Origin of the sequence: Xenorhabdus bharatensis, from assembly GCF_037996705.1 — a bacterium.
In the GTDB taxonomy this organism is placed as follows: domain Bacteria; phylum Pseudomonadota; class Gammaproteobacteria; order Enterobacterales; family Enterobacteriaceae; genus Xenorhabdus; species Xenorhabdus bharatensis.
Window position 1 is genome coordinate 47,743 of record NZ_JBBMXG010000011.1, and the last position, 25,113, is coordinate 72,855.

The following is a 25,113-nucleotide window of genomic DNA, read 5'->3' on the forward strand; positions in this document are numbered from 1 at the left end:
ACTTAACTTTTAAGCTAAATATCAAACGTAATCGACGTTCAGAACTTCATATTCCACTTTACCGCCGGGTGTTTCAATCACAGCGACATCATCCACTTCTTTGCCAATTAAGCCACGGGCAATAGGTGAATTCACCGAAAGCAGATTTTCTTTGATATTCGCTTCATCGTCACCCACAATGCGGTAAGTCTGTTCTTCATCAGAATCAACATTCAGCACCGTTACCGTCGCACCAAAAATCACGCGGCCATTGTTGGTCATCTTCGTGATATCTATCACCTGCGCATTAGAAAGTTTAGCTTCAATTTCTTGAATACGGCCTTCACAAAACCCCTGTTGCTCACGGGCAGCATGGTATTCGGCATTTTCTTTCAAATCACCGTGTTCACGTGCCTCAGCGATTGCAGCAATAATTTGAGGGCGACGTACATTTTTCAAATGTTCTAATTCTTCGCGCAACTTATCCGCGCCACGTACCGTCATCGGAATTTGTTTCATTTATTAAACCTCTAAATCAATCCTAAGCCCAGACAACATCTTCCTGATTTTTGCAAAAGAACAACTTATTTTTGCAATAACAGTAGATTGCAATATATTGCAACACAATGAGCACACCCTATCAGGCGAGCTTCCAGACAATAAAAGGGGCGTAAACTACAGAATAGTCTGATAGTTCACATACACATTCTACCTGCTAATCTATCATTTTAACGTAGAGTTGGTGATGGATCATCGTTTACTTTTTCCTAGATTGCGTCTTAGTATTATTAATACAAATTTTATTGAAATACACCCACATTTATATGCGAGACCTATGGCTCTTTTAAAAGTTACCAGCAAAATAGCTTGTATGCTCAGTTTGAGCCTGAGCGTTTTTAGTGCAAATGCTTCTTCAATTGAGAAGAATATTGAATATTTGCCAGCAGGGGCCAATGTTTCATTTATCGCCCAAAAAGTCGGTGAAAAAGCACCTATTATTGATTATCGCGGGCAACAACTGGCATTACCGGCCAGTACTCAGAAAATAGTGACAGCATTGGCTGCCTTATTACAGCTTGGCAAAGATTTCCGTTTTGTCACAACTCTGGAGAGTAATGCCAATATTGAAGATGGCATATTAAAAGGTCACCTTATTGCCCGTTTTGTCGGCGATCCATCACTGACGCGTACGCAACTACGCAATATGGTAGAAAAGCTGAAACAATCCGGTATACAGCAGATTAACGGCGATCTCATCATCGACATTTCTATTTTTTCCAGCCACGATAAAGCGCCGGGCTGGGTATGGAATGATATGACCCAATGTTTCAGCGCGCCGCCCGGAGCTGCCATTGTCGATAAAAACTGCTTTTCTGTCCTACTCTATAGCGCAGAACAGGCTAATGAGCCAGCTATTGTTCACACGCCCTCTTTTTATCCTGTCAACGTCTTCAGTGAAGTTAAAACACTTGCTAAAGGCTCACCAGAAGCAAAATACTGTGAACTTGATGTGACCACAGGCGAATTAAACCGATATACCCTGACTGGCTGCCTGACGCAGCGCAGCGAACCCTTGCCGCTGGCATTTGCTGTCCAGAATGGGGCAAGTTATGTTGGAACTATTCTGAAAAATGAATTACGCATCGCCGGAATTGAACTGAAAGGCCACCTACGACGCCAATCACTTCCTCAGCCGCCCGAAAAAACGCTGGCAATGAATCATTCTGCACCTTTACCTGACCTGCTCAAGGTGATGCTGAAAAAATCAGATAATATGATAGCAGATACGGTTTATCGTACTCTGGGCCATTATTACTTTAATGTTCCCGGTACATGGCGATCCGGTTCGGATGCTATCCGCCAAATCCTAAAACAAAAAGCCGGTATTGATATCGGCAATGCGGTCATCGTTGATGGTTCTGGTCTTTCACGTCACGATCTCATTACCCCTTCAACAATGATGGAAATCCTGCAATTCATTGCACAGCACAACAATGAGTTGGATATGATCTCTATGTTGCCTAAAGCAGGTTTTGACGGCACGTTAGCCTATCGTCCGGGGCTTCATACTGCGGGTGTGGATGGTAAGGTATTTGCAAAAACAGGTTCACTGCAAGGAGTGTATAATCTTGCCGGCTTTATGACCGCAGCTAGTGGGCAGCAGATTGCTTTCGTCCAATTTATTTCATCCTACTCTGTTACCCCAGAAAACCTACGGAATCGTCGGGCTCCTCTGGTTCGTTTCGAGCATCATTTATATAAATCCTTATACCAGAATAATTGATAAGGAAATCATAAAAGAGAAATTCCAGAGAGAAAAAAGGGCGCTTTAACAAGCACCCTTTTTCATCATTAAAGCATCTGAAATAAGCGATTAACGTTTATAAATAAACTCAATGCCTTCTTCATCTTCTTCGTCCCAGTCATCATCCAGATCATCGGTCTCAGATGCCTGCTCCAACTGTTCCTTATGATAGTCATCCCACATGAATTCAACTTTTTCCGGCTGAGTGCCTTCTTCAGCATTCATCTGGCGAGGCTGAACTTTAATGAATTCCATGATATCCCAGCAGAGTTCTTTCACACCCTGACGATTCACGGCTGAGATCATGTAGTAGTCGCCTTCCCAACCCAGTTCATCCGCGATTTCTTTTGCTTTCAGCTTCGCTTCTTCTGGATCAGTCAAATCAACTTTATTGAATACCAGCCAACGTGGTTTTTCAGCCAGTTTCTCACTGTATTTATGCAGCTCGTTGATAATAATACGGGCATTTTCGACTGGATCAGATTCATCGATCGGGCAAAGATCAATGAGATGCAGCAGAACACGGCAACGCTCCAGATGTTTCAGGAAACGGATACCTAATCCTGCGCCTTCTGATGCACCTTCAATCAGACCCGGGATATCAGCGACTACGAAGCTCTGCTCATTATCCATACGCACAACACCAAGGCTTGGTACCAGCGTAGTAAATGGATAATCAGCTACTTTAGGTTTGGCTGCCGAAACCGCTCGAATGAAGGTGGACTTACCCGCATTCGGCATGCCAAGCATACCAACATCAGCCAGCAGCATCAGCTCCAGCATCAGGTCACGAGTCTCTCCCGGTGTTCCCATCGTCCTTTGGCGCGGCGCACGGTTCACTGAGGATTTAAAGCGGGTGTTACCCAGCCCGTGGAAGCCGCCTTTAGCAACCATCAGACGCTGCTCATGACGCACCATATCACCCAGAATCTCTCCTGTCGCGATATCGCGGATACGGGTTCCTACCGGCACTTTAATGGTAATATCCTGACCACGTTTACCGGTGCAATCGCGGCTCTGACCATTTTGCCCACGCTCAGCGCGGAAGGATTTTTCAAAACGGTAGTCAATCAGGGTATTAAGGTTTTCATCTGCCAACAGGTAAACGTCACCGCCGTCACCGCCGTCACCACCGTCCGGCCCACCTTTTGGAATATATTTCTCACGACGGAAGCTGACACAGCCATTGCCACCATCTCCCGCTGCAACCAGTATTCTGGCTTCATCTACAAATTTCATCATTTTTCTCCGTAGGATAGCCACTATAAAGCTGGATGGCAGATCGTACCCAGAGATGGCGTAATCCAAAATATAAAAAGCCCCGCAACACACATTGCAGGGCTTCCGATTCTATCGAAGTTCAAAAAACTTATTCAGCTACGATGCTGATAAATTTACGGTTTTTTGGACCTTTAACTTCGAATTTAACTTTTCCGTCAGCTAATGCGAACAGGGTGTGGTCACGGCCACAACCTACGTTGTTGCCTGCGTGGAATTTAGTACCACGTTGACGAACGATGATGCTGCCTGCTAATACAGACTCACCACCAAAACGTTTTACACCCAGACGTTTACTTTCGGAATCGCGACCGTTACGAGTCGAGCCGCCAGCCTTTTTGTGTGCCATTTATCTGCTCTCCTAATATCTTAAGCGATGCCAGTGATCTTAACTTCAGTGAACCACTGACGGTGGCCCTGCTGCTTACGGCTGTGTTTACGACGACGAAACTTAACGATTTTAACTTTCTCGCCACGACCGTGTGCAACAACTTCAGCTTTAACTTTAACGCCTTCGATTACTGGAGCGCCGATCTGGATTTCTTCGCCATTAGCGACCATCAGAACCTGGTCAAACTCAACAGTTTCACCTGTTGCGATGTCCAGCTTTTCCAAGCGAATTGTCTGACCTTCGCTTACTCGGTGTTGTTTACCACCACTTTGGAAAACCGCGTACATATAAACTCCGCTTTCCGCGCACCCCCTAAAATTCTTTCCAGAGCGCGCTATAAAATATTCACAATAGGGCGCGAATTCTACGCAAAAACCGTTTGGAAGACAAGTGCAGAATTAGAACAGATGAGAAAAAATCGGAGTTTTTCGATTGTCATTTATTTGAACGGTTTTTCAAGTACAATCAATAAAACGTGATATCTATTGATATACTAATTAATGAGCACAGCTCTGAATCAGAGTCCGAAGCCAAAACATGAACTTAGAATCGATAATTAAACTTACAGCTGATGATATGGCAGCGGTTAATGAAACCATTCTTAACCAATTAAATTCCGATGTTGCACTTATCAACCAGCTTGGCTATTACATTATTAGCGGCGGTGGTAAACGCATTCGCCCTATGATTGCCGTTCTGGTCGCTAAGGCACTGGGTCATGAGGGAGAGAAACATATCAAAGTTGCTGCACTGATCGAATTTATTCATACAGCAACCCTGCTTCATGATGATGTCGTAGATGAATCCGATATGCGTCGCGGGCGGGCAACGGCTAATGCCATGTATGGCAATGCAGCCAGCGTACTGGTCGGTGATTTTATCTATACCCGTTCGTTTCAAATGATGACTGACCTCAACTCAATGCGCGTGCTGAAACTGATGTCCGATGCCACGAATGTCATTGCAGAAGGCGAAGTGATGCAGTTGATGAATTGTAATGATCCGGATATTTCAGAAGATGATTACATGCGCGTCATTTACAGCAAAACAGCGCGTCTGTTTGAAGTGGCCTCGCACTCTTCCGCTATTTTGTCCAATGCAACCCCGGATCAGGAAGCAGCACTACGCGATTATGGTCGCTATCTTGGTACTGCATTCCAGTTGATCGATGATCTTTTAGATTACGATTCCGATGATAATACGCTCGGAAAAAATACCGGGGATGATCTGAATGAAGGTAAGCCGACACTTCCGCTCTTACATGCGATGAATCATGGAACTCCTGAACAGTCAGCCTTGATCCGCGAGGCGATTGAGAAAGGGAATGGCCGCCATTTGTTGGATACTGTGCTTACAACGATGAAACAGTGTGGTTCACTCAATTACACCCGTCAGCGGGCCGAGGAAGAAGCTGATAAGGCAATTTCAGCGTTACAAGTACTTGATGAGTCTCCATACAAAGCGGCCCTTGTGGGGCTTGCCCATATCGCTGTACAGCGACTTTCCTGAGCTTATGCAATCAGTATCTCAGACTGTTCAGTCTGAGATACTGCCTTTGGTTTCAACTTCTTGAATTCCTGTGTATTGTACAAGACTGGCTAGTCCTTTCCGTAAAATGAACTTAACCATGCGCTCCCTTTCGGGCTTGGTCAGTTGATAATAAGCTTCCACCCAAATCATAAACGGATCTTGCCGTTTGTTCCGGTAGTACTCAACCGAGCTTTCACTCACGGCCAGTACATTCAGAACATCTTCAGGCAGGCTGTTGACATGATATTCGAGGGCTTTTCCCTGCACTCCACGCTTACGACGCTGTTCCCAACCTTCACGTCTTGCCATCAGGTTCACCCCCTGAGGGGATGATGGCAGACCAGCGAGGCCAATGAGTTCCTTTGCAGAATACCATTCTTTTTTCATCTCTCTCTCCTCGCTTATTACCGGAGCAGTAAAGAGGAAACCAAATTCTATACCCTTTGTTTTTCAATTTGGCTTTTCAAAAGCTGGCTCAGGTAGCTAGAATTTTTTCCAAAAAACTTCTTATACCATCTCTTAATATCACTTCTGTAATTACCTCCTTTTCTTCATCCGTGAGTAAATTAAATGCACTTACCCAAATAGATAGAGGGTCTTGTTTCTGAACCTGATATTCAGGCGATATTTCATTAAGTTCCAGAGCTGATAATGTTGATTCAGGAAAACAAGAATAGTGATATTCAATTGCCCTACCCTGAACACCCGCTCGCTTTTGTCTCATCCATTCTTCACGTTTCGCTCTGGCATTCACTCCTTGTGGTGATCTAGGTAACTCACCTACACCGGTCAACTCCATTGCCGTATACCACTCTTTTTTCATAATGTTTCTCTATTTTTGTAACCAAGTTCAAAAAAGAAGTTATTAAGAAAAAATTAGAAATATTTTTAGAAAAAATAATGTTATTTTATTTTCTTAATAACAGATCCATGTTCGTTATTAATTTCACTCTAACGCTTTAGTTATACCACTAATGTGGCTCTAAATTTAATAGGAAAGGATTAAAAAAATGATTTCTATGAAATCGGATTGGCATCCTGCTGATATTATTGCTGCTTTACGTAAACGTGGAACAACTCTGGCCGCTGTTTCCCGTGAATCAGGATTAAGCTCATCAACTTTGGCGAATACTCTTTCTCGCCCATGGCCCAAGGGAGAATGGATAATAGCAAACTATTTAGGTATTCATCCGTCTGAAATATGGCCCAGCCGCTATTTCGATCCCCACACCGGAGAATTATTAGAAAGGAAAGTCAGAGAGAAAAAAGAATAATTAGCTATCAATATAATTATTGAAAAGAAAAACCGCTAACTGTATTTCAGTTAGCGGTTTTAGTTATCTAATATATTTAAGTTAATTCGTATATTAATAAATTACGAATTAATTGAATTAACCATTAATAAATTTTTCGCCTAATTCAATATCTTTTTTCAGAACGTCTAACATATTATTCAGTGCGTTTTGTTCAAACTCACTCAGTTGACCAATATCTAAACGTTCTTCAATACCATTTTTACCTAAGCGAATAGGTTGTGCGAAGAAACGAGCGTGTTTGCCATCACCTTCCACATAGCTGCATTCGATAACATTGCTGTCACCCTGCAGAGCACGGATCAGGGAAAGACCGAAACGCGCAGCAGCTTGTCCCATAGACAAAGTTGCAGATCCGCCACCCGCTTTTGCTTCAACAACTTCAGTACCAGCATTCTGGATACGTTTTGTCAGAGCTTCAATTTCTTCAGCAGTGAAGCTCACACCCGGGATCTGAGACAGTAATGGCAGAATAGTTACCCCAGAGTGACCACCAATAACAGGAACTTCCAGCTCTTCTGGTTTCTTGCCTTTCAGTTCAGCAATGAAGGTATTAGAGCGGATAATATCCAGTGTTGTTATACCAAACAGACGGTTTTTATCGTAAACACCCTCTTTTTTCAGAACTTCAGCAGCGATGGCTACAGTCGTGTTCACAGGGTTAGTAATAATTCCGATTAATGCTTTCGGGCATGTTTTAGCAATCTGCTGAACCAGATTACGGATAATGCCTGCATTAATATTAAATAGATCAGAGCGATCCATACCAGGTTTACGTGCCACACCAGCAGAAATCAATACAACATCTGCACCTGCCAGTGCTGGAGTTGCATCTTCACCCGCAAAACCAGTGACCTTCACGGCTGTCGGGATATGGCTCAGATCGGCAGCAACGCCTGGGGTTACTGGGGCAATGTCATACAAAGAAAGTTCTGAACCTGAAGGAAGCTGGGTCTTGAGTAGAAGGGCAAGTGCCTGACCAATACCACCGGCTGCACCGAGAACTGCAACTTTCATCCTGATACTCCTTTAAAAATTAAGTGCTGTAATAAACTGAAATCTGTCTGGTTAAGAGGCTTAATTTACCCTATTCAATACAGGTATGGGATAAGCCTTCTGCCTTACTCATCACTACGTATTAAAAACAATCTGTTAACAGCCAGATTATCTACCTAATAGCCTGAGGATGGAACACCAAAGTTCTTTATTTTAGACAAAATGCTTATCTGTTAATGAGATAACGGGCACTTTTTTAGGAATTATTCTTGCTATCTTATGAATTAATGAGTTAATTAATCTGTTATTCTCTTTTACTGCAAGTGATTCCATTTTATTAACAATATATTTACCTTGCTCAATCATGTAATTATGCAGCCTATCACGGTCTTTCAGTCCCTTCCTTGCATAAAAATTCACTCTTTTGCATAATATTGACTTCATAACGGATTCAACGATGGTGAAATATGCGAATTCCTTCGAAACAGGAAGATTTGGTAAAAGCGTTCAAAGCATTACTTAAAGAAGAAAAATTCAGTTCTCAGGGCGAGATTGTGGCAGCGCTTCAGGAAGAAGGCTTTGAAAACATTAACCAATCTAAAGTTTCCAGAATGCTGACAAAATTTGGTGCAGTCAGAACCCGCAATGCAAAAATGGAAATGGTCTACTGTCTGCCAGCTGAATTAGGTGTTCCTACTGCCACCAGCCCATTAAAAAATCTGGTCTTGGATGTCGATTATAACCATTCAGTCGTGGTTATTCGCACTAGCCCCGGCGCAGCACAGTTGATTGCCCGTTTGCTGGATTCATTAGGTAAAGCGGAAGGGATCCTGGGTAGCATCGCCGGAGATGATACTGTTTTTTCTACGCCGACAAAGGCCGTTACAACAACACAGCTCTATGAAGCTATACTCAATTTGTTTGATCAAGAACTGTAAATTAATCATAGGCTAAACGCTATTTAGCCAGACAGAGGATCGCCCGATCATTGCGATCCTCTCACATGAACAATCAGGCTGCCTGTTCCTTCTTGTTCAAAGCCATCAGTAATTTCTCATGAATACCACCAAAACCGCCATTACTCATAATCAATATATGATCGCCGGGCTGCGCTGATTCAACGATCATGCGTACCAACGCATCTATATCAGAACACCAACGGGCGGGTTGAATACACTGTTCAGCAATTTCAGCAACTTGCCACGGAATATTACCGGGCTGAAACAGAAATACTTCATCTGCACGGCCCAGAGAAGGCGCAATTTCATTTTTGCTCATGCCGAGTTTCATGGTGTTTGAACGAGGTTCCAGCACAGCAAGAATACGCGCCATACCCCCAACTTTACTTCTCAATGCTTCCAGTGTTGCCAGAATTGCTGTCGGGTGATGAGCAAAATCATCGTAAATAGTGACGCCATTCACCTTACCCACTAATTCCAGACGGCGACGGGCATTGATAAAGTTACCCAATACCTGACAAGCGTCCGCAGGTTGTACTCCAACATGGTAAGCTGCTGCAATGGCCATCAAGCCATTCTGCATATTATGTTCACCCACTAATGACCAGCTAACTTCACCGACCAACTCACCATGATGGAACACCTGATAAGTGCTGCTGTCCTGAGTCGTTTTTTTTGCCTGCCAGCTCCCTGTTTCCCCGGTATATTCCAATTCACTCCAACATCCCATGCCGATAACCTGTTTCAGATTAATGTCATGATCAGGAGCAAGGATCTTACCGATTCCCGGCACAACTCTGACAAGGTGATGGAACTGTTTTTGAATCGCCGCCAAATTTTCGAAAATATCGGCATGATCGAATTCAAGATTGTTCATAACGAGCGTGCGGGGGCTGTAGTGGACAAACTTTGAACGCTTGTCAAAAAAAGCGCAATCATACTCATCCGCTTCAATCACGAAAAACGGGCTTTCACCCAGTTGTGCTGAAACTTCAAAATTACCCGGTACGCCGCCGATCAAAAATCCCGGCTTATAACCGCAGGCTTCCAGAATCCATGCCAGCATTCCCGCTGTTGTTGTTTTGCCATGTGTTCCTGCAACCGCCAGAACCCAACGCTCCGGCAAAACATGATCATGCAGCCACTGCGGACCGGATGTATAAGGAATACCTCGATCCAAAACCGCCTCAACACAAGGATTACCCCGCGTCATGGCATTACCGATGATCACCATATCTGGTACAGGATTGAGTTGTGAAGGATCGTATCCTTGGATCAGTTCAATACCCTGATTTTCCAACAGAGTACTCATAGGAGGATACACATTGGCGTCGGAGCCGGTAACTTCGTGGCCTAACGAGCGAGCGAGGATTGCCAGCCCTCCCATGAAAGTTCCGCAGATGCCAAGAATATGAATACGCATTTATTTCTATCCGATATCATGAAGTGTATCACTATTCTAACCATCAAATCATAGATTAGAAATGCAATGGCCTATCAATCATTCTATTCTTTAGCTAAACTGCCCGCACTTAAGTGCAACACAAATGTGCTGCACTCTTTTAAAATCATAACCAAATCAGGGCCTTCGTCATGAAAACATTAGGCGAATTCATCGTCGAAAAACAGCACGACTTTCCTCATGCTACAGGTGAATTGACCGCATTACTTTCTGCTATCAAACTGGGTGCCAAGATCATTCATCGGGACATCAATAAAGCAGGTCTCGTAGATATTCTGGGTACTAGCGGTGTTTCAAATGTTCAGGGTGAAGTTCAGATGAAGCTGGACTTGTATGCCAATGAAAAACTCAAGGCAGCACTGAAAGCTCGCGGTGAAGTAGCTGGTATCGCTTCTGAAGAAGAAGACGACATCGTCATCTTTGATGGCGACCGGGCAGAAAATGCAAAATATGTTGTTTTGATGGACCCACTGGATGGTTCTTCGAATATTGATGTAAACGTTTCCGTCGGTACTATTTTCTCCATTTACCGCCGGATTACACCGATCGGGCAACCGGTGACTGAAGAAGATTTTCTGCAACCGGGCCATCGTCAGGTTGCGGCTGGTTATGTCGTCTACGGCTCATCCACCATGTTGGTTTACACCACTGGCTGTGGTGTTCATACCTTCACTTATGATCCTTCTCTGGGTGTCTTCTGTCTGACTCATGAAAAAGTTCAGTTCCCGGCAAAAGGCAATATGTATTCCATTAACGAAGGGAACTACATTAAATTCCCTCTGGGTGTGAAAAAGTACATCAAATATTGTCAGGAGCAGGATGAAGAAACTCAGCGTCCTTACACTACGCGTTATGTTGGCTCACTGGTTGCTGACTTCCATCGCAACCTGCTGAAAGGTGGTATTTACATTTACCCAAGTACAGCCAGCCATCCGACCGGTAAATTACGTCTGCTGTATGAGTGCAACCCGATTGCATTCCTGGCTGAACAAGCTGGCGGCAAAGCCAGTGACGGTACAAGCCGGATATTGGATATCAAACCAAGCGAGTTACACCAGCGCGTTCCTCTGTTTGTCGGAACCAAATCGATGGTGGAAAAAGCCGAAAGTTTTATGGCTGAGTTTCCCGAAGAATAAATCGATTTATTAAATAGTTAATTGAAGAGACGGTGTTTCGTCTCTTCAATTGAAGAATATTATTTATGGTGAATACGTTCATCTAGCGTATCAAGAATAAACGCATTAATGGACATCTGGTGCTCCGCAGCCGCTTGGATTAAACGCTCGCCAAAGGACTCAGGATAACGCAATGTGAAGTTTTTTGTTTTTTCACGCTGTTGATAGGGTTCGATATCAGCAATACGGCAATCCTCCAGATATTCATCCAGTGATAACCGCCCTTCGGTATGTAACCCAGCGATACTGTCAGCTACAAAATCACAATAACCAGATAATCCTAAAAATTTTCCCCGAAACATTCTAATTTCAGGTACATAACTAATAACAGCCTGATGCTCGGCTATTTCCATAATATTAGTGTGTTTTTTACTCATAATGGCATGACTCCGATACTCTCCAACCATTCCCGTAAACCAACTACAGCACCTTTATCTGTATCGGGAGACGGATGAGGACGATGAAAATTGGCGATACTGCCATTTAATACAAATTTACAACGCGAACCTCGCCCTTCCTTGATCTCTCCACCTAATGCTTTAATAAGAGATTCAATATCTGACCATTTAATCCCAGAAGGAATAGGCGTTTTAAATATTTGATCTAATGTGCGTCTCTGCCTCGTTCGAAGCGCTGAAATCTGTTTATCCATAATCTCAATACACTACGACTTCAAATCATGAAGTCATATTAGAGCTACTGTAAAAAGAAATCAAATCCCTTTATTTCTAACTCTTGTCTGATTTCTTTCATCCTGTCTTTATAAAGAAATACACCTTTCATAAATTATGGTTCACTCCGCGGATCAGAAAAATGGAATTACTTTAGGCCTGTTTTGGCTATAATACCCCGCACTCCATTTTGGTTTGAAATTGAAGGAAACCTTTTATGAGCCTGAACAACGTACCGGCGGGTAAAGAACTGCCAGAAGACATCTACGTTATCATTGAGATCCCGGCAAATGCGGATCCAATTAAATATGAAGTCGACAAAGACTCCGGCGCTCTGTTTGTAGACCGTTTCATGTCAACGGCTATGTTCTATCCGTGCAACTACGGTTACATCAACAACACTTTGTCCCTTGATGGTGACCCGGTTGACGTACTGGTTCCAACTCCATACCCATTGCAGCCAGGCTCCGTTATCCGCTGCCGCCCGGTTGGTATGCTGAAAATGACCGATGAATCCGGTGAAGATGCTAAACTGGTTGCTGTTCCTCATACTAAACTGAGCAAAGAATACGATCACATTAAAGATGTGAACGATCTGCCAGAACTGCTGCGTTCTCAGATTACCCATTTCTTTGAACACTACAAAGATCTGGAAAAAGGCAAGTGGGTAAAAGTTGACGGCTGGGAAAATATTGAAGCCGCTAAAGCTGAAATCCTGACTTCTTTCGAACGTGCTGCAAAAAAATAATCCTGACGGATAACAGCAAGTTTTGATCGTAAAAAACCTCTGTGTTCTTATCGGCACAGAGGTTTTTTGTTTATACACTTCGCCTTTCAAGTTGCCTCTTTGTTGGCTACGCTCGTTCACCCCAGTCACATAGTTATCTATGCTCCCGGGGATTCTCTCCCTTGCCGCCGCGACGCATCTTGAAATTCATTGTGTATAGTTATTAAAGTGATCCTAAAATACACTACAGACCGTTATTTTTCTTCGTGACGTTTCAGCCAGTCACCACTTTCTATTCGGGTAAGACCCTCGACAGATAACATATACAAATAAATCCATGCACTGCCGTAGGGGGTTTTGATCAATTCCCTTTGATATTCCTGAGTGTTCTTTTTCAAATCATCCAGTTCAGTCAAAATAGATGATGTAATGCGATAAACTTCACATTCAAGAGTGCCTTCGCCGCGGACTACCGCGGGATAATGCCCCAGGTCATAAATTTCATACCCCTCAAGCCGATGCTCCCCTAAAAGTTGGGCATAGGTCATCCAGTGGTGATTGCCTTGTTTGCGCCTCAGGCTACCATAAACAATAACTCGCATCGTTAAAACTCAAACTCATAGAGCAGATCTAAAGCCTGATCAATACCAGATACCGCTTCCAGATACAATCTTGGCATTACTCGGTAACGTAGGGTCAGAGTTGCCAGTGAGTCAAAAATGCCAACGCCATATTTTACCTGTAAGTCGTTGGTAATTTTACCACTCACAACAACCTGCGATTTATTACCAATTCCCTGAGTATCCAAAGCCAGATCAGAGACACCAAAGGTTTCACCTATTTTGCCTACTAATTTACCGCTCTGGGCAACGCCGAGGCCGATCAGCATAGAAGTCATCTGGGAGTTGTCAGAGCCTCCCTTCTCTAAACCTTCACCACGCAACAAGTAAGAAAGTGCTTCCTGTTGCGATTTAACCGGCTCAGAGAAAATTTCAATTTTAGGCTTATCTGCCAGCCCCATCACCCTCACACCAGCGATGACATTATTCGCTGTCGATTCAGGATTGCGGATTGCTTCAATATTCAACAGGGGTTGATCCGGTGGGCCAGAGAACATAATCAGCCCCTTGCGCACCTGTAAATCCTGCCCATAAGCACGAAATTGACCATCCGGAATATCAATTTGACCATTCAGCGCCAGACCTTGTTGATCCTGAATAACTTTCAGATCGCCTTTCAACTGGGCATTCAAGCCAAATGCATTCAAGCGAACATCATTACCTATGTGAATATTTAAGTCACTTTGAATCAAAATGGAAGACTTTTTCTTTTCTATCGGCTGAAGATTTTTATCCAACATAACTTCGTCAGAAGAAATACCTACGGCAGATTCAGGCAACTCTTGTACAGTAATACGGGCCCATGGGATACCCACACTACCATTGAGCTTCAATAAATGGGGTGTTGCCTCAAAAACCAAATCAGGACTGACATCTATTTTAACCATGGGTGGCACAGTCACCCGCAGTTTATCCCCATAAGCAGTGACTCTGGCAGACCAGGCGTTTAAATTACGCCAGTCTGCATTCCCGTGGAGATTAAGCTGCCCCTGAGGGGTTTTAATGACACCTTCCAGATCTGAACGGACGCCATCAAAATAAACGGATAACTGGCTCTGGTTAATATCAAATGGCAGCCAGTGACTATTAACCTGTAAAACATCTGCCTTCAGAAAACCATACAACAATGGATTCTTGGCACTCCCGCCAAGGTTCAGATTTGCATTCAAAGTTCCGTCAGCTTTTTCACCTTTGTCCAAAATGGGCTTAATCAGCTTAAGAGAAAGAAAACGGGCATCGACATTACCCGATAATTTACGTCGTCCCGCCAAATCATCTATCTGAACATTACCATCTAATTGGCCATTGCCGACCAGTTTAAACAACCACGATAAATCAACCTTCCCGTTTTTTAAGCCAGCATTCAAAGTCAACCTTTCGAAATCAACGGGTAACGTAGAACCTTCCACAATCTGTCGAAGCTGAACACCATCACCTTCAAGCGCCATTTTTACCTGTGGTAATTGATGCCCTTCCGTCCATTTGACATTAGCATGACCACTGAATATCCCTTTTAGCTGAGTTGTCTTATCCAGATATGGCTGGATCATGGCAAGATCAAAACGCTCCAGTATGATATCAGCCTGCCCGCTGCTGCCTGCTTCTATCGGTTTCGGGATACAGAGCTGAGCATTCGGGTTCAGCCAACAATGAGTGCCCACGAGCACTTTCTGCTGTGAATGTTGGTAATCAAACGTCACGGCTTTACTTAAACGCCACTCGCCAACAGGCGTATCAAAGTAAGTATTATTGATATTACCTTTCCAGCGTTCCTGTTTACGGTCAAAACTGCCATTCAGAGCCAAATGGCCTGATACAGGGCTTCCATCCACCCGTAATTGCAGTTCATGCTGTCTTTCTGTGCCCTTGGCGTTAAGCTCCAGATTATTGATAGCCAAGTCCGCCTGTTTCAGCTGCTGAATGATGACTGATAACCGGCCTTCAATTTGATCCGTTGAACGTAAATCACCTTTAATAACCGCGCTATCTACCGACAAATCATTTTGCCAACGCACACCACGCGCGTTTAAGTCTGCAACGACCTGAGGCGCTTTGAGGTTGCCACGCAGTTTCAAATCCCCCATAACCACACCAGACAGCCCCGGTAACAGGCCATTTAATTGCGGTGCATGAATATCGCCATCCAATTCCCATTTTTCATCAGTAAGACTGCCTTTCACATCCAGCGTATTACGCCCGAAAATAACGTTAAATTGGGGGATATCCCATTGTCCCGCTGCATTGCCGGAAACTTTGCCATGCATTTTGATACTGTTCTGTTTCACATGACCATCAAGGGCTATCTCAGGTAACTGAAGCTGCCAGCTCCCACCGTATAAGCTACCTCGAACCGCTACCTTACCGTCTATTCTGGCAGGCCATTCCGGCCACTGTTTTTCAGTGTCAATACCATGCAGGTGCAACTGAGCATTCCAGCTAATGGCTTTACTCCAGTCAACCACACCTGTGAGATCGGCATTGCCCTGTAATGCAGACAGGCGCAAACGAGTGAGTCGGAGCAGCTCCTCATTTCCCTTTGCATCCAGAACCAATAATGCCGGAGGAAGTTCATTCCCTTTAATATCAGAGCGCAGGGAAAGGTCATAATCGCTGGCTTTACCATTCAGGTGTAACCTGACATCATTAAGCTGATATTCCGCTTCTTCCGTTAATGGCCATTGTAGGTGTTTACTGACCAGTGTCAGGCGCATAGGTAAGTTTGCTTTAGCTAATTCCGCCTGAACATCCAGATCCGCATCCACGGGCCCTGCAAGATTTAGTACCAGATTCAGTTGCTGTAGCAAGGCCCCATTCAGTTTTGCCTGAAAATGTTGTCCTTTGACCGGTTCCAGCGTAGTACTACCCTTAACTGACAATTTAACCGGCCACTGTTCTGCAAGCTTTGCCGTTCCCTGTATTGTTAAAGAGCCTTCCGGCGCACTCACGCTAAAGTTTTTGATATCTACATCTTGCCCCTGATTACTGGCTTTCAGCTCCACATCATTGATGGTGATATCGGTATCCCCCGTCAAACGAAGCTGGCGACCGTGAATATTTTCTACCGTGATATCAAGAGGAATAGGAACCGCAGGCAAGTCTGCCAAAAGTGGCTTGGCAAACAGCGTCTTTAAAATTTCACCCAATGATTGTTCAGATTCAGTTTTTGGCCGGGGTTTTTGTTCAGCAGGCTCAACAGGCTTTTTGGGTAGTGCAACCAAAAGATTGCTGATTTGTATTGGCCTTAACGTCAGATGCTTTTCCTGCCACTGTGCTCCCGCATTAAATTCACCTAAATCAATCGCGATATCGTCGACTTTGACGTGAATATTCTTTAAAGAAAGCAGATCTAACTCGATAGGATACGGCGTTTTCAGTTCAGTTAATGGCTCAGACTCCGGCGATTTCTCTGATGGCGGAAGCTCTGCTGTATTAACCAGAACAGAGACGCCTTCCGTTGTCAGAGCATTGGCGCAGATATGGCTGCGATGTAAACAGGAAAGCCGTAGTGAAAGGTGAAAATTATCAGCATTAACATCGATACCCGGCATCTTATATTTAATGCCTTTCAGCGTTAAATCACGCCAGCCACCACTGACACTTGCTATCTCCAGCCCCGGCACCAAACGCGTTGCACTGTTAATCATAAAATGCAGGCCGGTTTGTGTCGTCACTAATCCCACAACCGTGATTAACAACAAGCCAACAATCAGCAGGAAAGCAATACTAACTCTTTTTACCCACCTCATAGTTCAGCCCCTAAGCCAATGTAAAACTGAACCTCATGATTATTTTTGTCCCCTACCGGAGAAGCAAGGTCGAACTTAATCGGCCCGACGGGAGAAGCCCAGCGCACGCCAATACCTGCACCGGTTTTGAAGTTACTCCTTTTGATATCATTGACTGCTTCGCCGGTATCCACAAACATCGCTCCCCACCAGTTGCCATGAACATTGTATTGATACTCCAGCGAGCCAATAACCAGTTTTGATGCACCTGTCAATTTACCATCACTGTCTTTAGGTGAAATTTTCTGATACTTGTAACCACGAATACTGCGATCGCCACCAGCGAAGAAACGCAAATCCGGCGGCACCCGCTCAAATTGATTGGTTTCTATCCAACCAAGATCACCACGCACAACAAAACGATGTTTATCACGTAACGTCCTGATCCAGACGTGATGAGCCTGTAACACCATAAAATCTACATCTGAATGCCAGGTTGTATCAGAGATATCAATTGAATAGCGCTGGCTATCCCCCCAATAAGGCATTGTGCCCCCACGCTGGCGGATTCGGCTGACATTAGCTCCCGGATAAAGCAACGCGGTGGTATTAGTCACATTAGCCTGTGTAAAGTGGCTTAGGCTCCAGCGCAGGTTGACACCATAGCGCCATCCGGTGGAGAGATCCCAGTTGCGGGAGAGGTTTAAAGTTGCTGTATCAGAAGTGGTATCGTTGAGTTCTTTACGTTTATAACCGGTTTGCAATTCGTAATACTGCTCAAGCGGGTTAGCCTTAAGTGGCATTTTATAAGATGCATCAATCACCTGATCACGCCTGGAAACATTGATACTGGTGCTTAAACTATGCCCACGGGAATTCAGCCACGGTTTTTTCCATTTAATCTGAACACGGGGACCAACATCTGTTGCATACCCTCCACCTAACTCAACATAGTTGGCAGAGCGGGGAACTAATGACGCATCCAGCGGTAATATTTTATCTTTACTCTCCCGGCCCGTTTTAAAATCAGGTACGACAACCGCTGAGTTAAACCAGCCGGTATCAGCCAAACGACGGTTAAGTTCTGCCAGCTCTTCCGAAGAGTAATAATCACCCTCTTTAAATGGCACCAGATTATTCAGGTAGTTTTCGCGGATTTGTGAACCCTGAAATTTAACAGGGCCAAAACGATAACGCTGCCCGCTATCGAAATCAAAATCCCAGTAAGATATATGCCGTTCTTTAGAGACTTCCAGCTCACTTTTTTTCATTTCGGCATCAAAATACCCTTTCCTGAGAGCAAGATTATTCAGCGCACTCTTAAAACTTTCATACTCACCATGATTCAGGATCGTCCCATCCTTCGGCATATTTTTTTTGATCATTGCCGCATAATCAGGATCGGTTCTGGCTCCGCCTTCCAAATCAACTTTAACACCGGCAATCCGAACCGGTTCCCCTAACGTGACTTTCGCTGTTAAAACAGGGCGGGAAGGCGGAATATTTTCCTGATAAGTGAATTCAATTGTAGGCTCATAATATCCCAGTGGCCTGAGTCCTTTTCGTATAGCTTTCTCAACACGGGCACGAAAACGTCCATCGGGAGAAACTTCATCAGTACTAATGTTTGAGAGCTGCACTCTGGCATTTTTTTCCAGTTCGCCAGAAAGTCCTTCCACTTTCAATCGTAAATTTGCACTATAAGCCGATGGAGTTGCGATAGACACACAAAGCACAAATATGAAAGAGTATCGTGACACGCTCACTCCTAATACATTTATTTAGGGGTAGTATTCAGCAGTATAAAAATACTGCCATAAATTAATTTTGGTAAAGCTTTATAGATACACAAGCAACGCTATAACCATAAAATAGATGATAAACAGGAGAGAATCTTGCCAAATTCAACTAACGAAAGCCAACATGTTTCTGAACAAAGTGCATTACCCGGTCGAGAATTACCATTAACTGTATCACCCTATCATTACGTTACACAGCATGCGATAGATAACATCCCTGAAAATATGGAAATTGCGTATATCGGAATGGGGTGCTTCTGGGGTGTTGAGCGCCTGTTCTGGCAACAAGAAGGGGTTTATACCACTTCAGCCGGCTATAGTGGCGGCATTACGCCTAACCCGACCTATGAAGAAGTTTGTTCAGGATTAACCGGGCATGCTGAAGTTGTCAGAATTGTGTTTGACCCGACAAAAATTACCTATAGCCAATTATTAAAACTGTTCTGGGAAAATCACGATCCGGCACAGGGGATGCGTCAGCATGGTGATATTGGTACACAATATCGTTCCGCTCTTTATACTGTTTCTCCTGAACACTATGCACAGGCAGTCGCCAGCCTTGAGCAATATCAGTTAGCGATGGATGCGAATGGGGATCAGCGCACGATCACCACAGAGATCCGGGCAGCCGGCCCCTTCTATTTTGCGGAAGATTATCACCAGCAATACCTGATGAAAAACCCTGAAGGATATTGTGGACTGGGAGGAACGGGGATCTGTTTCCCACCTACGTCCAGAAACTAGCCAGTTTAGTCAACCCAATGTTATAATTATTTGACTAAATTCATTTAACTTACGGCATATTATCATTGTCGTAAGTTTTTATTTGTGTAATTTTTCACTCCTTTCTTCAGTGTTATTCAAATAAAAAACTACCCTGCCACTGAAGATAAGACATGGATACTTTATGTTAAACAGTTTATTAATCATACTTTTGCTTTGTGCTATCAGCGCATTTTTTTCGTTATCTGAAATTTCTCTGGCAGCTTCAAGAAGAATCAAACTAAAACTGATGGTGAACGAGGGAAATATTAATGCTGCCCGCGTTCTTAAGTTACAGGAAACTCCGGGCCGGTTTTTTACTGTCGTACAGATTGGTCTGAATGCAGTAGCAATCCTCGCGGGTGTTGTTGGAGAATCGGCATTTTCACCTGCCATTAAGTCACTACTGACCAGCTTCATGCCCCATGACTGGGCAGAGCAACTCGGCTTTATCTGCTCTTTTATTATCGTCACCAGCCTTTTCATTCTACTTGCTGATCTAACACCTAAGCGTCTTGGAATGATTAAGCCTGAAGCCGTTGCTATCAGGATTGTTAACCCAATGCGTTTTTGTCTGGCAATATCCCGGCCTTTAGTCTGGCTATTCAATGGGCTTGCGGACTGCATATTCAAGATTTTTAAAATCCCGATGGCCCGTAATGAAGATATTACCTCTGATGATATTTATGCTGTCGTTGAAGCTGGTGCTGTCGCAGGGGTATTACGTAAGCAAGAGCATGAATTAATTGAAAATGTTTTCGAACTGGAATCCCGTACGGTTCCGTCTGCCATGACCTCCCGCGAAAGCGTGATTTATTTTGATAAGAATGAAGACGAAAACAGTATCAAAGAAAAGATCTCTACTCATCCACACTCAAAATTCCTTGTGTGTGATGGCGATATCGACCATGTCATGGGTTATGTAGACTCCAAAGATTTACTGAACCGTGTTCTGAGTGGGCAAAGTCTCAACCTGAAAAGTGGTGTTCAAATCCGCAATGCATTAATGATCCCTGATACCCTTTCGCTATCTGACACACTGGAAAGTTTCAAGGCTGCCGGAGATGACTTCGCCATCATTCTGAATGAATACGCGCTGGTAATGGGTGTGATAACGCTGAATGACGTCATGACGACTCTCATGGGAGATTTAATTGGTCAGGGTCAGGAAGAGCAGATTGTTGTCCGTGATGAAAATTCCTGGTTAGTCGAAGGCGGCACGCCTATCGAAGATGTGTTACGGGTTTTGGATATTGAAGACTTCCCGGACTCCAGCAATTATGAAACCATTGCTGGCTTTATGATGTTCCGTCTGCGGAAAATTCCGAAACGTACCGATTATGTGAAGTTCAGTGGGTATAAATTCGAAGTGGTCGATATTGATAATTATAAAATCGACCAACTACTGGTAACCAAAATTGTTGATACCCCAACCCCTTCCAGTAGCCACGCAGAGCAGGCAATATCTGAATAACGCCCAATAATAAAAAACGGCCGAAAGGCCGTTCATTCAATTCCCAAAACTATTTTATTTTGGAACTACCCCATTTCGGCCTGTAGAAGCAATACCTGTTGGTTAACTTCACTCATGACACTGAAATGGCGTTTATCTTTTATTTTGGGAGGTAGAATTTTCCCATAATTAAATTCAAAGGCACCCATGTCTTTGATGTATAACCTTCCACGAAATAGGGTTTTTACGTAGAGAGCAATTTTTAGTGGATTATAGCGCTGAAAGATTTTCATCTCTTTTTTACTCCTCCATGCTTCTTACGATACTATTTTTCTGTGCTGTACAATTAGTGAATCAAAAGGCACATCACTGCTGTGTACGTTCTATAGACTCTGCATCTGGAAATTCGTTCCCGAATGCCGAAGATTCAATCGCTGTTTTAGCGTAACATAATGAAAAAATAGAGCATTATGTTATCCTTGTTGGAGATTTGCTTATATTTTATTTCGAATGTTAGCAAATTGTTTTATTTTATGAGAGCAGACCAGTTAACAGTCGCTATGCTGGGTATGATACTCCCTGATAACATGTCACATCATGATAAGTAAGGAATAAATATGCTAAGAAACATAGTGTTAACTTTGATTTTGGGCTTAACTTCAATTACTGCATTTGCTCATAACATGACTGTCGGGCAACCTGTACCTGCCGTAATTGTAGCAGACAAAGGTGAACTCCTTCTCAACAATGGCAAGTTTAGCTATCAGCAATGGAGCAGTGCAGAACTGCCGGGGAAAGTCAGAACCATCCAGCATATTGCCGGACGCAGCTCTGCCAAAGAGATGAATGATCCTCTCATTCAAGCCCTAAAAGCCGCTGACCTTCCGAAAGATAAATATCAGACAACCAGTGTTGTAAACACTGATGATGCGATCTTCGGCACCAGTGCTTTCGTCCGTAGCAGCCTTGAAGACAGCAAGAAAGAGTTCCCATGGTCGCAATTTATTGTCGATAGTGATGGTGTTGCCAAACAAGCATGGGGTCTGGAGCCTAAAAGCTCAGCGATTATTGTGTTGGATAAAAACGGTATCGTACAGTTTGTCAAAGATGGCAAGTTGAACAATGAAGATATCAAGCATGTCCTTACGTTAATCAAAGAAGAGCTGAAAAATTAATCGTTATATTAAAAATATCCGATTATATTGGCTGGTGATAATGGTTTCATCAGGAACCATTATCACTTTACCTCATTAAAAAATCGTCACCCTAAATCCCGGGTTTAAAAACGATTCACGCGGCGTATAGTCCAGAGTTTTACCTGCCCAGTCGGTGACATGCCCACCTGCAGCCAGTGCAACAGCATGGCCTGCGGCAGTATCCCAGATATTTGTCGGCCCGAAGCGAGGATAAAGCTGGGCTTTCCCCTCAGCTACCATGCAAAATTTAAGTGACGACCCGACTGACAGTGTTTGGTGAGCCCCTAGCTGGGTAAGATAATCCTTCAGTTCATCATCCATATGAGAACGGCTAACCACGACAGTTGGGGGTGTTGCAGAAACCACTTTGATAGGGAATTTCTGCCCGTTAGTTTCCTTCCACGCATGCCGCTCATACCCTGAATAAAGGACGTCGCGTACTGGAACATACACAACCCCCATGACAGGAATACCCTCTTCAATCAGTGCGATATTGACCGTAAATTCGCCATTCCGATTAATGAATTCTTTCGTTCCATCCAATGGATCCACCAGCCAGTAACGACGCCAGTTTTTTCTCTCATCCCATGTTGGAGGGTCTTCTTCGGATATTAGTGGAATATCAGGCGAAATACGTGTCAGCCCTGCTTTGATGATTTTATGTGCGGCAATATCCGCAGCAGTAACGGGTGAATCATCGGTTTTATGCTTTATTTGCATCGGTTGCTCATCATGATAAACGGACATGATGGCGGCACCTGCTTCCCGTGCAAGTTGGCAGATCTGTTGTAACATATACACCTCTGCATTTTCTAAAATAAAATAGCCGGTTATCCAGCTATTTTATTGTTCAGAATTACAGGATCTCAAGTAGTTCTACTTCAAAGATCAGAGTGCTGTAAGGAGGAATAGAAGCACCTGCACCGCGCTCACCGTAAGCCAGGTTGTGAGGAATATAAAGTTCCCACTTCGAACCAACAGGCATCAGCGTCAAAGCCTCAATCCAGCCTGGGATCACACCGCTGACAGGAAATTCTGCTGGTGTTCCACGCTGTACAGAGCTGTCAAATACAGTGCCATCGATCAGACGGCCAGTGTAGTGAACGCGAACACGGTCACTGCGAGCCGGAATTGCACCATCACCCTGAGTCAGAACAGAGAACTGTAAACCAGACTCAGTGCTGCTCACACCTTCACGCTGTACATTTTCTGCCAGGAACTTTTTGCCTTCTTCCGCCATTGCCTGTTGACGCTCACGACGAACACCATCGGCACGCTCATGTACTTCACGCAGAGCACGATGCAGTTCTTCTACAGGAAGTGCCGGAGCACGGCTTTCCAGTGCATCACACAGACCTGCCAGCAAAGCTTCTGGCTCAAGCCCTTGCAAACCGGATTCCTGCAATTGTTGTCCAACCTGCAAACCAATACCGTAGCTTGCACGTGCTTCAATAGATTCAAAAGAAGGTTTTGTCATGAAATTACCTTTATTGGATAAATAAAGGTTCAAGCATAACAGCCCTGTCTGGATGGGTAAACGCACGAAGGAATTAAAAAGAGGGAGTTTTACTTTTGTAAAACATTACCTATTGCTATACTAGAGCATAAATTAAGCAGAAGGAGACACAATTATGGCTGCTGTCGTTATTCGTCAATCTGGGGGAGCTAACATTGTTAGTATTCCAAAAGCGATTGTGAAAACACTGAATCTGCATACTGGCTCAAAGTTAGAACTGTCCATTCAGGATAACAGAATTGTACTCACACCAATTGAAGAAGAATTAACTCTGGAATCACTGTTAGCAGGAAGCCCCAAAGAATGCTTTACAATCACAGAAGAAGATAAAGAGTGGCTTAACTCCAAGCCTGCTGGTAAGGAAATACTCTGATGTATATACCAGAAAAAGGAGACATTGTTTCATTAGATTTTGACCCAAGTGCAGGAAAAGAGATCATGAAACGTCGTCCTGCATTTGTACTCTCTCGCAAAATGTTCAACGAGCATACAGGGTTTGCTATTGTAGCCCCGATTACCAGTATGAAGAGAGGGATGAATATGGAGGTTATCTTACCCAAGGATCTCTCTACCCAAGGCGCAATACTTATTCATCAGATAAAATCATTAGATTTTTCTAATTGGCAGGTCAAATTTATTGAGAGAGCACCTCAAGATATCACCGAAAAAGTAAGTGAAATAGCTAAGATCATCATTTCATGAGAAAACAAAAAACGCTGGCAATGCCAGCGTTTTTTGTTGTTCACATGTTCTTGTCGCTAATCAGAGATTAAGCTTCTGGAACAATGCTAACGTTCAGCTGTGCGAACACATCGCTGTGTACCTGGAAGTGAACTTCGTGCTCACCAACAGTACGCAGAACGCCGTTAGGCAGACGAACTTCGCTCTTAGCTACAGCAACACCAGCAGCAGTAACTGCATCAGCGATGTCACGAGTACCGATAGAACCGAACAGTTTGCCTTCGTCACCCGCTTTAGAAGCGATAGTCACAGCGCCCAGTGCATTGATTTGCTCTGCACGAGCTTGTGCTGCTGCCAGAACGTCAGCCAGTTTAGCTTCCAGTTCAGCACGGCGAGCTTCGAAAAATTCGATGTTTTTCTTAGTTGCAGGAACAGCTTTGCCCTGTGGAACTAAGAAGTTACGGGCATAACCCGCTTTAACGTTAACTTGGTCACCCAGGCTACCCAGGTTCGCTACTTTATCAAGCAGAATAACTTGCATTACCTTATCCTTCTCAAAGTCGTGAATGGACTGT

General features: G+C 43.9%; 28 protein-coding genes. 11 read left to right on the forward strand and 17 right to left on the reverse strand.

From position 1 onward, the window contains the following. Positions 1-21: 21 nt before the first annotated feature. Complete coding sequence (gene greA / locus AAC855_RS11960; protein ID WP_340609863.1) at positions 22-498, reverse strand: transcription elongation factor GreA; 477 nt, start codon at positions 496-498, stop codon at positions 22-24. Positions 499-814: 316 nt separating this feature from the next. Between greA and dacB the strand changes: the two genes are divergently transcribed. Next, the gene (dacB, locus tag AAC855_RS11965) at positions 815-2,263 is read left to right on the forward strand and encodes a serine-type D-Ala-D-Ala carboxypeptidase (RefSeq protein ID WP_340609865.1); all 1,449 of its coding nucleotides are present in this window, start codon (positions 815-817) and stop codon (positions 2,261-2,263) included. A 90-nt stretch (positions 2,264-2,353) separates the two neighbouring features. Here the strand turns inward: dacB and cgtA are convergent, their stop codons facing one another. From cgtA to rplU, 3 genes are all read right to left on the reverse strand, one after another. After that, on the reverse strand, positions 2,354-3,523 hold the full coding sequence (gene cgtA, locus AAC855_RS11970; RefSeq protein ID WP_340610013.1) for an Obg family GTPase CgtA: 1,170 nt from the start codon (positions 3,521-3,523) through the stop codon (positions 2,354-2,356). Between the two features lie 130 nt (positions 3,524-3,653). Continuing rightward, positions 3,654-3,911: a 50S ribosomal protein L27 gene (gene rpmA / locus AAC855_RS11975; RefSeq protein WP_038261469.1), complete on the reverse strand. Its 258-nt coding sequence runs from the start codon at positions 3,909-3,911 to the stop codon at positions 3,654-3,656. 20 nt (positions 3,912-3,931) lie between these two features. Continuing rightward, complete coding sequence (gene rplU, locus AAC855_RS11980) at positions 3,932-4,240, reverse strand: 50S ribosomal protein L21 (RefSeq protein WP_340609867.1); 309 nt, start codon at positions 4,238-4,240, stop codon at positions 3,932-3,934. Positions 4,241-4,490: 250 nt separating this feature from the next. Between rplU and ispB the strand changes: the two genes are divergently transcribed. Next, entirely contained in the window at positions 4,491-5,462 is a 972-nt protein-coding gene (gene ispB, locus AAC855_RS11985; RefSeq protein ID WP_099120011.1) for an octaprenyl diphosphate synthase, read from the forward strand. Between the two features lie 27 nt (positions 5,463-5,489). Here ispB and AAC855_RS11990 read toward each other — a convergent pair whose 3' ends face one another. Further along, positions 5,490-5,870 carry a DNA-binding protein gene (locus AAC855_RS11990; RefSeq protein WP_340609869.1) on the reverse strand — a complete coding sequence of 127 codons (381 nt, stop codon included), beginning with the start codon at positions 5,868-5,870 and terminating at the stop codon, positions 5,490-5,492. Positions 5,871-5,958: 88 nt separating this feature from the next. Continuing rightward, the gene (locus AAC855_RS11995; RefSeq protein WP_099120010.1) at positions 5,959-6,306 is read right to left on the reverse strand and encodes a DNA-binding protein; all 348 of its coding nucleotides are present in this window, start codon (positions 6,304-6,306) and stop codon (positions 5,959-5,961) included. Positions 6,307-6,493: 187 nt separating this feature from the next. Here AAC855_RS11995 and AAC855_RS12000 point away from each other — a divergent pair, with 187 nt between their 5' ends. After that, positions 6,494-6,757 carry a helix-turn-helix domain-containing protein gene (locus AAC855_RS12000; RefSeq protein ID WP_099120009.1) on the forward strand — a complete coding sequence of 88 codons (264 nt, stop codon included), beginning with the start codon at positions 6,494-6,496 and terminating at the stop codon, positions 6,755-6,757. A gap of 117 nt (positions 6,758-6,874) precedes the next feature. Here AAC855_RS12000 and mdh read toward each other — a convergent pair whose 3' ends face one another. Next, entirely contained in the window at positions 6,875-7,813 is a 939-nt protein-coding gene (gene mdh / locus AAC855_RS12005; RefSeq protein ID WP_340609871.1) for a malate dehydrogenase, read from the reverse strand. Between the two features lie 446 nt (positions 7,814-8,259). Here mdh and argR point away from each other — a divergent pair, with 446 nt between their 5' ends. After that, positions 8,260-8,730, forward strand: a complete 471-nt coding sequence (gene argR / locus AAC855_RS12010; protein WP_340609872.1) for a transcriptional regulator ArgR — start codon at positions 8,260-8,262, stop codon at positions 8,728-8,730. A 73-nt stretch (positions 8,731-8,803) separates the two neighbouring features. Here the strand turns inward: argR and mpl are convergent, their stop codons facing one another. Then, complete coding sequence (gene mpl / locus AAC855_RS12015; protein WP_340609873.1) at positions 8,804-10,174, reverse strand: UDP-N-acetylmuramate:L-alanyl-gamma-D-glutamyl-meso-diaminopimelate ligase; 1,371 nt, start codon at positions 10,172-10,174, stop codon at positions 8,804-8,806. Positions 10,175-10,344: 170 nt separating this feature from the next. On the opposite strand from mpl, the gene fbp reads away from it, so the two are divergent. Then, positions 10,345-11,349 carry a class 1 fructose-bisphosphatase gene (fbp, locus tag AAC855_RS12020; RefSeq protein ID WP_340609875.1) on the forward strand — a complete coding sequence of 335 codons (1,005 nt, stop codon included), beginning with the start codon at positions 10,345-10,347 and terminating at the stop codon, positions 11,347-11,349. 59 nt (positions 11,350-11,408) lie between these two features. Here the strand turns inward: fbp and AAC855_RS12025 are convergent, their stop codons facing one another. Together AAC855_RS12025 and AAC855_RS12030 are read right to left on the reverse strand one after the other, a co-directional pair. Continuing rightward, a complete protein-coding gene (locus AAC855_RS12025) occupies positions 11,409-11,765 on the reverse strand; it encodes a type II toxin-antitoxin system HicB family antitoxin (RefSeq protein WP_340609877.1) in 357 nt (118 codons plus the stop codon). Further along, a complete protein-coding gene (locus tag AAC855_RS12030) occupies positions 11,762-12,040 on the reverse strand; it encodes a type II toxin-antitoxin system HicA family toxin (protein WP_340609878.1) in 279 nt (92 codons plus the stop codon). Before AAC855_RS12030 ends, AAC855_RS12025 begins: the two co-directional genes overlap by 4 nt. Before the next feature lie 236 nt (positions 12,041-12,276). Between AAC855_RS12030 and ppa the strand changes: the two genes are divergently transcribed. Further along, positions 12,277-12,807, forward strand: a complete 531-nt coding sequence (gene ppa / locus AAC855_RS12035) for an inorganic diphosphatase (RefSeq protein ID WP_340609880.1) — start codon at positions 12,277-12,279, stop codon at positions 12,805-12,807. A gap of 233 nt (positions 12,808-13,040) precedes the next feature. Here the strand turns inward: ppa and AAC855_RS12040 are convergent, their stop codons facing one another. The 3 genes from AAC855_RS12040 to tamA are packed head-to-tail and all read right to left on the reverse strand — an operon-like array spanning position 13,041 to position 18,891. After that, entirely contained in the window at positions 13,041-13,388 is a 348-nt protein-coding gene (locus AAC855_RS12040) for a gamma-glutamylcyclotransferase family protein (RefSeq protein WP_099109381.1), read from the reverse strand. A gap of 2 nt (positions 13,389-13,390) precedes the next feature. Then, the gene (gene tamB / locus AAC855_RS12045) at positions 13,391-17,152 is read right to left on the reverse strand and encodes an autotransporter assembly complex protein TamB (RefSeq protein WP_340609881.1); all 3,762 of its coding nucleotides are present in this window, start codon (positions 17,150-17,152) and stop codon (positions 13,391-13,393) included. Further along, positions 17,149-18,891 carry an autotransporter assembly complex protein TamA gene (tamA, locus tag AAC855_RS12050; protein WP_340609883.1) on the reverse strand — a complete coding sequence of 581 codons (1,743 nt, stop codon included), beginning with the start codon at positions 18,889-18,891 and terminating at the stop codon, positions 17,149-17,151. The genes tamB and tamA overlap by 4 nt, the downstream gene beginning before the upstream one ends. Before the next feature lie 135 nt (positions 18,892-19,026). Here tamA and msrA point away from each other — a divergent pair, with 135 nt between their 5' ends. Both msrA and paeA read left to right on the forward strand, forming a co-directional pair. Further along, positions 19,027-19,674, forward strand: a complete 648-nt coding sequence (msrA, locus tag AAC855_RS12055) for a peptide-methionine (S)-S-oxide reductase MsrA (RefSeq protein ID WP_340609884.1) — start codon at positions 19,027-19,029, stop codon at positions 19,672-19,674. A gap of 163 nt (positions 19,675-19,837) precedes the next feature. Further along, on the forward strand, positions 19,838-21,166 hold the full coding sequence (gene paeA / locus AAC855_RS12060; RefSeq protein WP_340609885.1) for a polyamine export protein PaeA: 1,329 nt from the start codon (positions 19,838-19,840) through the stop codon (positions 21,164-21,166). Between the two features lie 65 nt (positions 21,167-21,231). Here the strand turns inward: paeA and AAC855_RS12065 are convergent, their stop codons facing one another. Beyond that, positions 21,232-21,438, reverse strand: coding sequence for a DUF1107 domain-containing protein (locus AAC855_RS12065; RefSeq protein ID WP_340609887.1), 207 nt, complete (start codon positions 21,436-21,438; stop codon positions 21,232-21,234). A gap of 324 nt (positions 21,439-21,762) precedes the next feature. Here AAC855_RS12065 and AAC855_RS12070 point away from each other — a divergent pair, with 324 nt between their 5' ends. After that, complete coding sequence (locus AAC855_RS12070) at positions 21,763-22,320, forward strand: YtfJ family protein (protein WP_340609889.1); 558 nt, start codon at positions 21,763-21,765, stop codon at positions 22,318-22,320. Positions 22,321-22,395: 75 nt separating this feature from the next. Here the strand turns inward: AAC855_RS12070 and cysQ are convergent, their stop codons facing one another. Then, complete coding sequence (gene cysQ, locus AAC855_RS12075; protein WP_340609891.1) at positions 22,396-23,136, reverse strand: 3'(2'),5'-bisphosphate nucleotidase CysQ; 741 nt, start codon at positions 23,134-23,136, stop codon at positions 22,396-22,398. Positions 23,137-23,197: 61 nt separating this feature from the next. Beyond that, positions 23,198-23,818, reverse strand: a complete 621-nt coding sequence (locus AAC855_RS12080) for a BamJ family beta-barrel-assembly machinery protein (protein WP_099109373.1) — start codon at positions 23,816-23,818, stop codon at positions 23,198-23,200. Between the two features lie 154 nt (positions 23,819-23,972). Here AAC855_RS12080 and AAC855_RS12085 point away from each other — a divergent pair, with 154 nt between their 5' ends. Both AAC855_RS12085 and AAC855_RS12090 read left to right on the forward strand, forming a co-directional pair. Next, positions 23,973-24,230: an AbrB/MazE/SpoVT family DNA-binding domain-containing protein gene (locus AAC855_RS12085; protein WP_340609893.1), complete on the forward strand. Its 258-nt coding sequence runs from the start codon at positions 23,973-23,975 to the stop codon at positions 24,228-24,230. Then, positions 24,230-24,559: a type II toxin-antitoxin system PemK/MazF family toxin gene (locus tag AAC855_RS12090; RefSeq protein WP_340609895.1), complete on the forward strand. Its 330-nt coding sequence runs from the start codon at positions 24,230-24,232 to the stop codon at positions 24,557-24,559. Before AAC855_RS12085 ends, AAC855_RS12090 begins: the two co-directional genes overlap by 1 nt. A gap of 67 nt (positions 24,560-24,626) precedes the next feature. On the opposite strand, the gene rplI is transcribed toward AAC855_RS12090, so the two are convergent. Continuing rightward, positions 24,627-25,079 carry a 50S ribosomal protein L9 gene (gene rplI, locus AAC855_RS12095; RefSeq protein WP_340609897.1) on the reverse strand — a complete coding sequence of 151 codons (453 nt, stop codon included), beginning with the start codon at positions 25,077-25,079 and terminating at the stop codon, positions 24,627-24,629. Positions 25,080-25,113 lie beyond the last annotated feature (34 nt).

Coding starts and splice junctions, on each gene's coding strand:
- mpl (WP_340609873.1), bottom strand. CDS start 10,174: ATGCGTATTCATATTCTTGGCATCTGCGGAACTTTCATGGGAGGGCTG.
- fbp (WP_340609875.1), top strand. CDS start 10,345: ATGAAAACATTAGGCGAATTCATCGTCGAAAAACAGCACGACTTTCCT.
- rpmA (WP_038261469.1), bottom strand. CDS start 3,911: ATGGCACACAAAAAGGCTGGCGGCTCGACTCGTAACGGTCGCGATTCC.
- AAC855_RS12085 (WP_340609893.1), top strand. CDS start 23,973: ATGGCTGCTGTCGTTATTCGTCAATCTGGGGGAGCTAACATTGTTAGT.
- AAC855_RS12090 (WP_340609895.1), top strand. CDS start 24,230: ATGTATATACCAGAAAAAGGAGACATTGTTTCATTAGATTTTGACCCA.
- dacB (WP_340609865.1), top strand. CDS start 815: ATGGCTCTTTTAAAAGTTACCAGCAAAATAGCTTGTATGCTCAGTTTG.
- AAC855_RS12070 (WP_340609889.1), top strand. CDS start 21,763: ATGCTAAGAAACATAGTGTTAACTTTGATTTTGGGCTTAACTTCAATT.
- AAC855_RS12000 (WP_099120009.1), top strand. CDS start 6,494: ATGATTTCTATGAAATCGGATTGGCATCCTGCTGATATTATTGCTGCT.
- AAC855_RS12025 (WP_340609877.1), bottom strand. CDS start 11,765: ATGAGTAAAAAACACACTAATATTATGGAAATAGCCGAGCATCAGGCT.
- mdh (WP_340609871.1), bottom strand. CDS start 7,813: ATGAAAGTTGCAGTTCTCGGTGCAGCCGGTGGTATTGGTCAGGCACTT.
- cgtA (WP_340610013.1), bottom strand. CDS start 3,523: ATGAAATTTGTAGATGAAGCCAGAATACTGGTTGCAGCGGGAGATGGT.
- paeA (WP_340609885.1), top strand. CDS start 19,838: ATGTTAAACAGTTTATTAATCATACTTTTGCTTTGTGCTATCAGCGCA.
- argR (WP_340609872.1), top strand. CDS start 8,260: ATGCGAATTCCTTCGAAACAGGAAGATTTGGTAAAAGCGTTCAAAGCA.
- AAC855_RS12065 (WP_340609887.1), bottom strand. CDS start 21,438: ATGAAAATCTTTCAGCGCTATAATCCACTAAAAATTGCTCTCTACGTA.
- AAC855_RS11990 (WP_340609869.1), bottom strand. CDS start 5,870: ATGAAAAAAGAATGGTATTCTGCAAAGGAACTCATTGGCCTCGCTGGT.
- tamB (WP_340609881.1), bottom strand. CDS start 17,152: ATGAGGTGGGTAAAAAGAGTTAGTATTGCTTTCCTGCTGATTGTTGGC.
- AAC855_RS12080 (WP_099109373.1), bottom strand. CDS start 23,818: ATGACAAAACCTTCTTTTGAATCTATTGAAGCACGTGCAAGCTACGGT.
- ispB (WP_099120011.1), top strand. CDS start 4,491: ATGAACTTAGAATCGATAATTAAACTTACAGCTGATGATATGGCAGCG.
- AAC855_RS12030 (WP_340609878.1), bottom strand. CDS start 12,040: ATGGATAAACAGATTTCAGCGCTTCGAACGAGGCAGAGACGCACATTA.
- rplU (WP_340609867.1), bottom strand. CDS start 4,240: ATGTACGCGGTTTTCCAAAGTGGTGGTAAACAACACCGAGTAAGCGAA.
- cysQ (WP_340609891.1), bottom strand. CDS start 23,136: ATGTTACAACAGATCTGCCAACTTGCACGGGAAGCAGGTGCCGCCATC.
- AAC855_RS12040 (WP_099109381.1), bottom strand. CDS start 13,388: ATGCGAGTTATTGTTTATGGTAGCCTGAGGCGCAAACAAGGCAATCAC.
- rplI (WP_340609897.1), bottom strand. CDS start 25,079: ATGCAAGTTATTCTGCTTGATAAAGTAGCGAACCTGGGTAGCCTGGGT.
- greA (WP_340609863.1), bottom strand. CDS start 498: ATGAAACAAATTCCGATGACGGTACGTGGCGCGGATAAGTTGCGCGAA.
- ppa (WP_340609880.1), top strand. CDS start 12,277: ATGAGCCTGAACAACGTACCGGCGGGTAAAGAACTGCCAGAAGACATC.
- AAC855_RS11995 (WP_099120010.1), bottom strand. CDS start 6,306: ATGAAAAAAGAGTGGTATACGGCAATGGAGTTGACCGGTGTAGGTGAG.